This is a genomic window from Microbacterium sp. UBA3394, from assembly GCF_002358725.1.
Taxonomy (GTDB): domain Bacteria; phylum Actinomycetota; class Actinomycetes; order Actinomycetales; family Microbacteriaceae; genus Microbacterium; species Microbacterium luteum.
Map to the genome: position 1 here is coordinate 1 of NZ_DEPK01000075.1, position 9,668 is coordinate 9,668.

The window sequence follows — 9,668 nt, forward strand, 5'->3', positions numbered from 1 at the left end:
TCGGCGCCTGCGGATCGGCAGCGCAGTGTCGGTCCTCCTCTACGCCGCATTCGCCGCGATCCTCCTGTGGCAGGCCGGGCTGATCGGCGATGCCGGCGCCGTCGCACAGGTGGCGACGTGGGTGCTGTTCGCCTACTTCGCCGTCGGCGTCGTGCTGAACGCGATATCGAGGAGTCGTCCGGAGCGCATCGTGGGCACGCTGGCGTCTGCTGTGCTTGCCGCCTGCACGCTCGTGATCGCGCTCCCGTGACAACCCTGCCGGAGCGCGATGCCCGTCGGCCGGCCGCGTACGGACCGCGATAGGCGGGACTGGCCGACGCCGATGCTCAGTCTTGGGCCTGCGTTATGCCGGCTCCGTCGTGCGAATGGGCCCGCAGTTCACACAGGACCAGGCAACGAGGAACTTCTCGTCGTCGAGGATCTCGAATGACAAGCGGTCGCCACACGTCGGGCAGGCCAGATGATCTGGAGGACGCACGTGCATTCGCTCAGGCGGAGATCAGGCGCTCAGCGGCTGGATCGAGCTGATTGGCGCAGTATCGCGGGCGAGGGCGAGGTCGTAACCCTCCTGCAGCCGGAGCCAGAACTGCGGGGTGGTGCCGAAGAACGCGCCCAGTCGAAGCGCGGTGTCCGCGGTGATCGCCTGTCGGCCGCGGACGATCCGCGAGATGCGGGACTGGTCGACGCCGATGCGCTTGGCGAGTTCGTACTGGCTGACTCCCAGCGGCTCGAGGAACTCTTCGAGGAGGATCTCGCCCGGGGTGGACAGATCCTCAGTGATAGTCGATGAAAGCGACATTCTTGGCTTCCCCTCCGTCCCAGTCGAAGACGAGTCTCCATTGATCATTGACCCGAATGCTGTAGCTGCCCGCTCTGTCGCCGTGTAGCTTCTCGAGATGGTTCGAGGGCGGGACCCTCAGGTCTTGGAGCTCCGCCGCCGCGTCCAGCATCTGGAGCTTGCGCACCAGACGCTTGCGAACATCCGGTGGCACGCGTCGCGGAGCCGGGCCGCCGAGCCAATACGCCTCGATGTCACGGTCCGCGAACCTCACACAGCAATACTAGCGTTATACGCAAGTATCTGCGAGGGAAGCCTCGAAGATCGCTTTGTGGGCAATGTCCAGATGCGGAACCTAGCGGGTCGTCGATGGCAGATCTAGAAAGTCGGAAGACTGAGCAGGTTGTTAGTCCACTTGCCGTCGGCGTAGGTGCGCAGGTACGGCTGGCCGCCGTCCGGGTGCACGGCTCCGACCTGCACCTCATTCGTGCCAGTGCCGACTACGACCTCGTTCTTCTTGCTGTCGACGAAGCTCACCATCGAAGGCTTGTCGTTGTCCCCGGTTGAGCCCGTCGCGGTGTTGGTCCACGCGCAACGAACGATGGTCTGGTGCGTCTTCTCCTGCCCGGAGAACCGAACGTGCGTGATTCGAATAGCCATGCCACTCTGCCCTCGTCGCCCCGCTCGCGACATCGATTGAAGAATCGCACAGACCGCCGACATGGATGCCGGCGATCACGCTGCCTTCCCGCTTCACCCCGCGCTGCTCCTTGCTCGCGGTAGAACTACTCGTTCCGAGGCCCACTGGGTCCACAGCGCCCACCGCGCATCCCCATTCGCGCGATGCTCGGTGAGCGGACCGCTTCGTGCAAGCCAGATCGGCTGTCCCCGCATCGTGCAGCAGTCCCTGCACCGCTTTCTCGCGGCTCACGCCGCCGACACACGCTGCGGACCGCCCGGAGTGCCCTTCGGGTGCGCGATTCGAGGGCAGCTCACATTAGTCCATCGGCCGCGGTCCCATCGTTGTCCCGTCAGCCCGTGCGATCTCAGTTCCGACGCCGAGCCGACGGGCGATCTTGCCGAGCTGCGTCGTGTAGCGGGGCTTCTGCCGAGCGGTTTCATCCGCGTTGATCGCGAGGAAGAGCATGCATGCGGCGATGCCGAGGTGCGCGTCCCGGGGCTCCGCCGGAGCCATCGGGTCGAAGGCGATCCCGATCGGTGAGTCCTCGTCTTCGATGAAGTAGGCGTCGACGAGCCCGAGGCCCGCGTGTGCCTGCGCGGAGAATACTCGGTAGGTGACGTAGAGCGACTCCCCTCCCGCGAGAGCGCGGCATTGGATCTCGAAGGAGGTTCCGGGTGCGTTGAGCTCAGCGAGGACGGTGAGGGACTGTGAGTAGCCAGGATCAGCGTCGACTCCGATCTTGAGGAGCGCCTCCTGGGCGGTCTTGCGCTTCTTGGTGCCTTCGCGGACGAGGATGTCCCCAGATCCGGGTGTCAGGAGGAGCCATGCACAAGTGACGCCCATCTCGAAGATGGCGCGAATCGTCGGAATCATCGCGATCTCGCTCCCTTCTTGATCCATCATGACGAGCGCGCGCGCGAGTTGGACCGCGTGGTGCGCGTGAGAGTGGATGCTGATCGCGCGGTGGACGTCGAGATCGCCTCGGAACGGTGCCTTGGCGGTGCCGACCATTCGTGGCCAGAGTTCGATCATGTCGACGAGGGATCGCCGGGTCGCGGCGAGGTCTGCGGCGTCCGAAGCGGGCGGGATGGTCGGCTGATCCGAGGTCACTGGACGATCGTCCCGGCTCGGCGAACAACCGTGGATCGGACACGCCGCCGGGTTGTCAGGGCAGGACGCGGGAGAGGCGGCTCTCGTAGACGACGAATCCGGCGGGAGAATCGGCGGTCGCGCGATCGTGTATGGCTGCGCGGTGTCTGATGAACCGGGCAGCTTGTTCAGGGCCGGTCATTTGAGATGTCGGGAGGACGAACGCGCGGGCGGCGTAATCGCTGATCGCGGCCCGTTCGAGAGGGTTGCTGAGAATCATCCCGTCGCAGGAAAGGATTGCGTGACCGAGGCGGGCTTGCTCGGTTATCCACGGGACATCGTTCATTCTGTCCCCGGCGCGGCCGTAGAACTCGCGCATCGTGACTATGTCCCATCCGTCGGCACGAAGGAGGCGAGCGATGACCTTCCCACCGAGGCTCCGGTCGACGAAGAATCGCGGGTCGGTCATCCGGCCCTCAGGCGGCTCGGTCGGCGGCGATGACGCGGACTATCTCGTCGGGGTCGAGGTCGTAGTCATCGGCGACCTCCGCGATCGGCTCCCCAGCAGCGACCCGGTTCTCGACGTCGATGATCCGTACCCCGGTCTCGACGAACGAGGGGCGACCGGCGTTGATGCGAGGGTCGACGAAGACTGTCCCGCCGTAGCGGATCGGCCGGAACGACTCGACGAGCCCGTCCACGTACGAGATCGTCTGTAGGTAGTCGGCGACAACTTCGGGGATGACCCCTTGCTTGTTGCGGACGACGGCAAGCCCGGAGCGAGTCAGCCCGTTGCCCTCGACATAGTCGAAGAGGACCTCCGAGCCGTCAGTCTTGAGCCGTTCGCTGAGGAGTGCTTCGGCGGTACCCATCTCGTTTCGGATCGCTTCAACAGCGGGGCGTATGCGTTGCATCGGCACTCCCGCCTTCTTCAGGGAGGCGATGACGTATGCCTCCGCGAGCCCGACGAACGGGACAGACATCCGGCTGAATGGATGTGGAGAGACGGTGATGAGGCTGAGGGACGTCTTCGGGCCGTCGGTTGTCCGGTATGCGTATCCGCGTGCCCAGTTCCGGACCGTGTTCTCTGGCTCGCCAATAATCCGAGCCGCCTCCGCCTGGGAGTACAACGGCACGGTGTATTCATCCGCGAGCCCGAGCACATCCCAACGATATCCGGGGGGACCCTCGCCCGTCCGCAGACTCACGGAGCCCACGGACAGTCCAAACAACGTGAGGCGTCGCCGTCGAGGCTCAACCGAGACCCCACTCTGCGCACCCCAGATTTCAGTCCTGGCTCACCGCTCCGAGGTCGCCCGCAACCGGTCCGTCATCGCACCACAGCCGTTGGTGCCGAGCGTCTTCCTGCTTGCGTTAGAGAACGAGGAAGGTGGCGCTCGTCGGCCCGTTGACGGTGACATCGGCTGACAGCACCACCTTGGCCGTGACCACGACCAAAGACTCCGAGGGGTCGCTCGGTGCGCCGTACCAACGGCGCGTATCGAGCCCGATTCTCTGCACGAGGCGATCATCTTGGAGCAGACAATAGGTCGGCCCGCCATCCAGCGGTGCGACGTGGTTTTGCATCTGCTCCTTGTTGGCGGGTCGCGTGAGACCATCGATGAGCGTCTTGAGGCGGTTGTCCGCGTCCCCGATCTTCTGCCTCGGGGGCGAGAGCAGCAAGACGTCAAGCTCGACCGCTGTGCCAAGCTCTGGGGTTGCGGGCGCAATGAACTCGTGCCCGTCAACATTCGACACAAGGCGGGGTCGGATCGCTGGAGTGAGGCGCTGGTCTAGGTGCGCCTTGATCTGCGGATGGAACGCCTGGCGCAATAGCGCTTTGACAGGGCTAATGCCCCGCTGCTTCGACGGAAGCGGTCCCTGGTAGGTGAGGGTGAACTCCATCCCGCGAGCGTACTGTTTCGTCCGCGGCGGGGCCGTGGACTGCTCGAACGTCGGTCCACTAGCGAAGCGAAGTCAAGTGCGGCGCGAGTCCGGCTTCAATGTCCGGCATCGAGCCAGCGCCGTCGTGTGAGGCTACGACCTGTCCGTTTCGGAACAATTTGAAGTGAGGGAACGTCCCAGTCGTGTACTTCGACGCTGCAATCGGGCAGTCTTCGATCGTCACGATGAGCACCTTTATCCGAGGGGCGTAGTTCGCGGCAAGTGCGTGCAGCATCCGCTGCACACCCAGCCAGAACTCTCCTTGCCATGCTGCTCCGAACCCGACCAGCACGACCCCCTTGTTCTCCGCAACGAGAGCGTTGAAGGTCGGATCGGTTGCCGCGGTGGCCTGCGGAGGGGCCCACTTCGGCCGCGTGAATCCCAGTCGTGCCGAGTTGTTCCTGGGGTCGTGCGCTCGCTCGAAAAATCTCGATTCGGCTTGCCACCTGAGCAGCTTCGGTTGCCGGCTCGCGAAGCGAAGTGCGGGTGGCCAGGCATAGGTGCGCGACTTTCGGCGCCACGGAAACAGAGGCGAGCGCCACTGCACCGTTACGTAGCATCCTTCGCCGGGCTTCATCGGGTGGCGATGCTCACCCTCGAATGGCGGGGAGCCGAACGACGTGGTCGCGTCGTCGAAGGCGGTGACAGTGAGAGTCTCCCCGCGATTGAGCGCGGACCTTCTCCCAGCGCCGTCACCCCATAGGGCGAATGTGTTGTCGTCTAGAGCGCCTACTGCAAGTTCGACATCATGAACTGGATTCGACCCAGTAGAGGACACCCTCACGACCAGACTCGGCGCGGGTCCAGGGTTCACATCAGTGTTCACAGTCAACATCGCGCGCCCGAGAATTGCCCATACAACACCGAAGATCGCGACCAGGCCCGCGACGACAGTGATGACGTTTGCGACGAACCCGAAGGTCACCATGAATTCATCCACGGGTTGAAGCCTGCCAGACAGAGCGATGCCCGCAGGCAGGTCGGTCAAGTCGCAGCGCTTGCTGGATTCGCAGGCGACTGGAGTTGGACGGCGCTTTCCTCGAGTTCGGAGGAACTGAGCAGAGTGAGACCAGCAAACATGAGCGCCGCATCACGAAGGGCTGCCGGGTTGATGCAGCACCAGATATCGTCGAGCTGGCTCCTGCCCGATACTGTGCCGTCGGCGAACCGTCCTGGGAACCCGTTGCCAGTCAGAGGCACGGTCTGTTCGACGAAGCGCTCGCACCACCGACGTTCATCCGGGGTTAGATAGTCGTATACGCGGCCAGCGACAGCGCCTGCCATCTTCACGGCGAGCGAGTGGCGGTGCTTTCCGCTGCGCGACACGGTCACCCTGGCGCGGTCGTTTGCCAGGTCGAGCGCGTTCTCGCAGAGCTGGTGCACGGCGAACAGAATCGGACGGCTGAGGCCCCATCCGTCCCCGGAAGCCTCCGCGGCATCCACGAGCACCCGCAGCGCGGTGCCATATTGATCGACCATCGCAAGGCGGTTCTCCTCGCGGGTACCTCCGCCAAGCGACGCGCAATGCCCGCCGCCTGGGTGATCGCCGTCATCGCCTGCAGGGTAGGCGAGATTGTCAAGGGAGGGCAGGTCCACGGGGCACCTCGGATCATCGGGACTCTATCCATTCTCTCGAAGCCGGAGGATGTCGGTGCTGAGATGACGCAACGACTTCCGGAGATCGCCAGGTCCGGGACCTGGGTGCCCGCGAACGAGGGTCGCGCGGCCCCGATGATCGGGCGTGAGCGGCCCAGGACGCGCCCGATGGGCCTGCACTTGGAGGAGTCGGCCGTCGGGGGCAGACAGCACCCCGGCAGCCTCGCTGCCTCCGGCCGATTGCCGGTCCACCAACGCGCGCCTTCCCACCAGATCGTGCAGCAATCTCTGCCCGACGTCTACGTGTCGCACAAGTCCCGTACAGTCCGATTCTCACTGCCCGTTCCCTCTTCGCGCGCGAGATGCCGCAAGGCATGCACCCGCGTCGCTTCAGCCCGTCGCGGCAGCCTTCTCCCGCTGAATGAGCAGCGCGTGGAGGTGTCCGGAGGCGGCGAGCAGAGCGACGCTGCGGTTGCTCAGGTCGGACATCCGCTCGTCGAGAAGTGCCTGCGCTTCCGCCGTCAGACCGTGCTCGCGAAGTTGGTCGAGCACGCGCGCGATCGGTGGGATGCGGTATCCGCCACTTCGGAGTGCGGCGACGATTCGCGCTTCGGTGATGGCGCCAGAGTTATAGCGGCGGGTACGCGACGTGCTCATCCGGTCGGGATGGACGAGTCCTTCGTGCTCCCAATGGCGCAGCGCCGAGGATCGAACCCCAAGAGCGTCGGCGAGCTCGCTGATCGTCATGGAGTCGTGCTCGTCGAAGACATGCGCGGCATCCGCGAGGACGGCCTGGAGACCGCGGCTCGCTTCGCGAACGCGCTCTCTCCTCCGGGCAAGCACGGCGTGCAGGTCATCTATCTCTGCTGCGGCCGCCTCGAGAGTTCCCTGCACCAACGTGGGCATCATCTGCCGCGCCGGCGCGGGTCCGATCGCGGCGGCCAGAGCGCGGTACGCGCGGAGCGCGAGGACGTGGCGTTCCCGGTACGTCCGGTATCCGTTCGGCATGCGCTTGGCCGCGGGGAGCACACCGAGCCGTTCGAGGTCCCGTACCTGTTGCGTGGAATAGCCCCCGACCCGAGCCACGGCGGCTGTCGTCCATCCGCTCTCTTGAGACTTACGTGCTGACATACCCGCTCCCGTCTGGCCCATGTCCACATAAGCACTTGAGGGTGACGATTGAAGGATGAATATGCGAGAGATTGTTGACGCCGTCAGCGACTTCGACGGCGTGCTCGTGGTCATTCCCGGGGAAGCGAGCGGTTCTCCGGAGGTGGCCTGGGGTGACGCGTTCTTCTACCATGCCCCGGATGGGGTCATGCCCGAGCGGACCCAGCCGTACGGAACGATCGTCACGAAAAACTATCCCGACGACGAGAGTTCACGGCTCAACGAGCCCGGTCGCTTCCGCGTGAACATCCACGTCGGACGCGAGCGGGCATCGCAGATCGTGGACGAGGGCGCGAGCCCGGCCGATGTCGACGTGTTCGTTGTGCACCCGCTGTATGGCGCAGCCGGATGGGTGTCGGTGGTGAACCCGGCGGCGGCGACGGCACAGCAAACCATCGCGCTGTTGCGCGACGCACACGAGGCGGCACGTGCTCGCGCGTCCCGTCGTTCCGGAACGCCGTGATGGGATCACCGCAGGCCTTGAGCGAAGCTGATCGCCGGATCGTCGCATCGTGGGCGGCGGACTGCGCCGAACGAGTCCTCGCGGTCTTCGAATCGGAGTCACCCGCCGACGGGCGGCCGCGGAACGCGATCCCGCGAACCCGAGCCTTCGCGCGCGGTGAGCTGGATGCGGCCGGAGAGATCCGACGCCGCTTCGTCGCGGGGCGCGCGGCGCGCGACGTCACGAGCCCATCGGCCGTCGCCGCCGCGCGAGCAGCCGCGCAAGCCGCCGGAGTGGCCCACATGGGCGCTCATGCCCTCGGCGCCGCTGCCTACGCCGCCAAGGCAGCGGGATTGTCGAGACCGGATCACATCGACGCGGTACGCGACGAGATCCGCTGGCAGCTCGATCAACTGAGCCCCGAAGCCAAGGCAGCCCTGCGGCGGCTGCCGCTCCTCGGCGAAGACAGGAGTGGTCCGCTCGGCCCCGGACTCCTCAGCCGAGGCGTCCTCGCCGCGAACATCCGCGCCATCCAGGCGGGTCTGGCATAGGCGGGGATCAATCTTCCGTGCTGATTCCCAGCGCTTGGGCGAAAGCGACGGCGTGGAGTTCCGCCTGCCGCTCGTGGATCGTCGCACCTGCGAGGCCGCGCACGTCCGTGAACGCGACGACGTCCAGCCCACGCAGATCCAGGTCCTTCGCGCGCAAGCCGCGGGTATCGAGCTCGTCGGCGCGGGAGTTCTCGAAGCGCACGCGCGTCAGCGACGCCTCCGGCACATCGAGCGTTCCGATCGTGCAATCGACGATCAGCACATCCGATATCTCAGCCGAGGGCAGCGAGAGGAAGTCGATGCGAAGCCCGCGCAACGTCACGCCGTCCCAATCTGCACGGACGGCATCGAGCGTGCCGACACGGCCACCGCTCACGACGACGTTCCGCCACCTGCCGTCTCGGGCGGCGACCTCGATCGCGGCGAGATCGTCGATGGCGACATCCACGAGCGTCGACCCCGTGAGGTCGAGCCGTCCCAAAGTCCCCACCTGGATGCGGGACTCCGAGATCCGTGTGTGGGGCGCGTCGACATCCCCGTCGCCCAGCACGATTCGAGCGCCTTCTCGTTTTTCGCGCGGCGCCAGTGCTACGTAGTCCTCAAGCACCCGGGGCAGATCCGGATCATGCTCGCGTGGTGCAGTCAGACTGCCGCGACGACGTGCCATCTGGCGAGTCTAGAGCGCCGGGTTGACCGCACCACAACCCGATGAGCGATACCGGTCTTGCCCTTCTCCCACCCGGCTACCGCACCATCCGTGCGTCGGTGATCAACGGAGCGTGGGGGTCGACCTGTTCGACTCCGTCGAATCGGAACCCGTTGCGGAGATAGAACGCCGTCGCGCGCGGATTCTCCTTGGCCACCCACAGCATCGCCGGACCGTCCCCCAGCGTGTCATCCAGCAGCGCCTGCCCGGCCCCAGTCCCGTAGTGCACGGCCAGTACGTAGATCGCGTACAGGAGTCGATCGCGCGGCGGCTCCTCCGCATCGACTCCCTCGCCCGGCCCGGCCCAAGCGAATCCCACGATCTCGCCATCGGCCTCGGCCTCGTGAACGACCACGTCGTCACGCGGGTGAGTCAGGACGTGCTGCCACATCCGATGACGGCCCGCTACGTACTCCTCCGAGAAGTAGTCCTCGGGGAGCAGCTCCGAGTACGCCTCCTTCCACGTCGCGACGTGAATGTCGGCGATTGCGGAGGCCTCGGCCGCAAGCGGTTCCCTGATCGTGAACGCCATGCGCCAATGCTGTCAAAGCTCGCAACGCTCGATCGAGATGTCCAGATGGACCCTCGTCGACTGGTCATCCGCGAAACGGACAACTCCGACCAGAACCCACAAGACGGGTGTAGTAACCGCTCGGAGATGTCCACCCATGTGCGACGGTTTCAGGGTGACTGTGTCAGTTTGGTCTGAG

At 65.4% G+C, this 9,668-nt stretch carries 14 protein-coding genes and 1 pseudogene; 3 read left to right on the plus strand and 12 right to left on the minus strand.

All coding sequences use genetic code 11. The features are described from left to right. Positions 1 to 250 (plus strand): annotated as a pseudogene (locus B4E30_RS04335) (hypothetical protein); the annotation flags it as partial. A gap of 249 nt (positions 251 to 499) precedes the next feature. Here the strand turns inward: B4E30_RS04335 and B4E30_RS04340 are convergent. From B4E30_RS04340 to B4E30_RS04385, 10 genes are all read right to left on the minus strand, one after another. Beyond that, complete coding sequence (locus tag B4E30_RS04340; RefSeq protein ID WP_286793651.1) at positions 500 to 799, minus strand: HigA family addiction module antitoxin; 300 nt, start codon at positions 797 to 799, stop codon at positions 500 to 502. Then, positions 774 to 1,052 (minus strand): type II toxin-antitoxin system RelE/ParE family toxin, encoded by a 279-nt coding sequence (locus B4E30_RS04345; protein WP_286793652.1) that lies wholly within the window; start codon positions 1,050 to 1,052, stop codon positions 774 to 776. The genes B4E30_RS04340 and B4E30_RS04345 overlap by 26 nt, the downstream gene beginning before the upstream one ends. A gap of 104 nt (positions 1,053 to 1,156) precedes the next feature. Continuing rightward, positions 1,157 to 1,438 (minus strand): DUF3892 domain-containing protein, encoded by a 282-nt coding sequence (locus B4E30_RS04350; RefSeq protein WP_286793653.1) that lies wholly within the window; start codon positions 1,436 to 1,438, stop codon positions 1,157 to 1,159. A 337-nt stretch (positions 1,439 to 1,775) separates the two neighbouring features. Then, positions 1,776 to 2,570, minus strand: a complete 795-nt coding sequence (locus B4E30_RS04355; RefSeq protein WP_286793654.1) for a hypothetical protein — start codon at positions 2,568 to 2,570, stop codon at positions 1,776 to 1,778. Positions 2,571 to 2,625: 55 nt separating this feature from the next. Beyond that, positions 2,626 to 3,018 (minus strand): hypothetical protein, encoded by a 393-nt coding sequence (locus tag B4E30_RS04360; protein ID WP_286793655.1) that lies wholly within the window; start codon positions 3,016 to 3,018, stop codon positions 2,626 to 2,628. A gap of 7 nt (positions 3,019 to 3,025) precedes the next feature. Further along, positions 3,026 to 3,712 (minus strand): DUF433 domain-containing protein, encoded by a 687-nt coding sequence (locus B4E30_RS04365; RefSeq protein ID WP_286793656.1) that lies wholly within the window; start codon positions 3,710 to 3,712, stop codon positions 3,026 to 3,028. A gap of 211 nt (positions 3,713 to 3,923) precedes the next feature. Further along, entirely contained in the window at positions 3,924 to 4,454 is a 531-nt protein-coding gene (locus B4E30_RS04370; RefSeq protein WP_286793657.1) for a hypothetical protein, read from the minus strand. 58 nt (positions 4,455 to 4,512) lie between these two features. Further along, the gene (locus tag B4E30_RS04375; RefSeq protein ID WP_286793658.1) at positions 4,513 to 5,433 is read right to left on the minus strand and encodes a thioredoxin family protein; all 921 of its coding nucleotides are present in this window, start codon (positions 5,431 to 5,433) and stop codon (positions 4,513 to 4,515) included. A gap of 44 nt (positions 5,434 to 5,477) precedes the next feature. After that, positions 5,478 to 6,089, minus strand: coding sequence for a hypothetical protein (locus B4E30_RS04380; protein WP_286793659.1), 612 nt, complete (start codon positions 6,087 to 6,089; stop codon positions 5,478 to 5,480). 390 nt (positions 6,090 to 6,479) lie between these two features. Further along, positions 6,480 to 7,175, minus strand: a complete 696-nt coding sequence (locus B4E30_RS04385; protein WP_286793660.1) for a MerR family transcriptional regulator — start codon at positions 7,173 to 7,175, stop codon at positions 6,480 to 6,482. A gap of 106 nt (positions 7,176 to 7,281) precedes the next feature. On the opposite strand from B4E30_RS04385, the gene B4E30_RS04390 reads away from it, so the two are divergent. Further along, complete coding sequence (locus tag B4E30_RS04390; RefSeq protein ID WP_286793661.1) at positions 7,282 to 7,722, plus strand: DUF6194 family protein; 441 nt, start codon at positions 7,282 to 7,284, stop codon at positions 7,720 to 7,722. 17 nt (positions 7,723 to 7,739) lie between these two features. Continuing rightward, entirely contained in the window at positions 7,740 to 8,252 is a 513-nt protein-coding gene (locus B4E30_RS04395; protein ID WP_349676947.1) for a putative immunity protein, read from the plus strand. Positions 8,253 to 8,259: 7 nt separating this feature from the next. Here B4E30_RS04395 and B4E30_RS04400 read toward each other — a convergent pair whose 3' ends face one another. Together B4E30_RS04400 and B4E30_RS04405 are read right to left on the minus strand one after the other, a co-directional pair. Then, the gene (locus B4E30_RS04400; RefSeq protein WP_286793663.1) at positions 8,260 to 8,802 is read right to left on the minus strand and encodes a hypothetical protein; all 543 of its coding nucleotides are present in this window, start codon (positions 8,800 to 8,802) and stop codon (positions 8,260 to 8,262) included. A gap of 193 nt (positions 8,803 to 8,995) precedes the next feature. Further along, on the minus strand, positions 8,996 to 9,490 hold the full coding sequence (locus B4E30_RS04405; RefSeq protein WP_286793664.1) for a GNAT family N-acetyltransferase: 495 nt from the start codon (positions 9,488 to 9,490) through the stop codon (positions 8,996 to 8,998). Positions 9,491 to 9,668: the final 178 nt, after the last annotated feature.

Excerpts from the sequence above, each read along its gene's own strand:
- B4E30_RS04340 (WP_286793651.1), bottom strand. The coding sequence starts at position 799 with ATGTCGCTTTCATCGACTATCACTGAGGATCTGTCCACCCCGGGCGAG.
- B4E30_RS04350 (WP_286793653.1), bottom strand. The coding sequence starts at position 1,438 with ATGGCTATTCGAATCACGCACGTTCGGTTCTCCGGGCAGGAGAAGACG.
- B4E30_RS04360 (WP_286793655.1), bottom strand. The coding sequence starts at position 3,018 with ATGACCGACCCGCGATTCTTCGTCGACCGGAGCCTCGGTGGGAAGGTC.
- B4E30_RS04370 (WP_286793657.1), bottom strand. The coding sequence starts at position 4,454 with ATGGAGTTCACCCTCACCTACCAGGGACCGCTTCCGTCGAAGCAGCGG.
- B4E30_RS04390 (WP_286793661.1), top strand. The coding sequence starts at position 7,282 with ATGCGAGAGATTGTTGACGCCGTCAGCGACTTCGACGGCGTGCTCGTG.
- B4E30_RS04405 (WP_286793664.1), bottom strand. The coding sequence starts at position 9,490 with ATGGCGTTCACGATCAGGGAACCGCTTGCGGCCGAGGCCTCCGCAATC.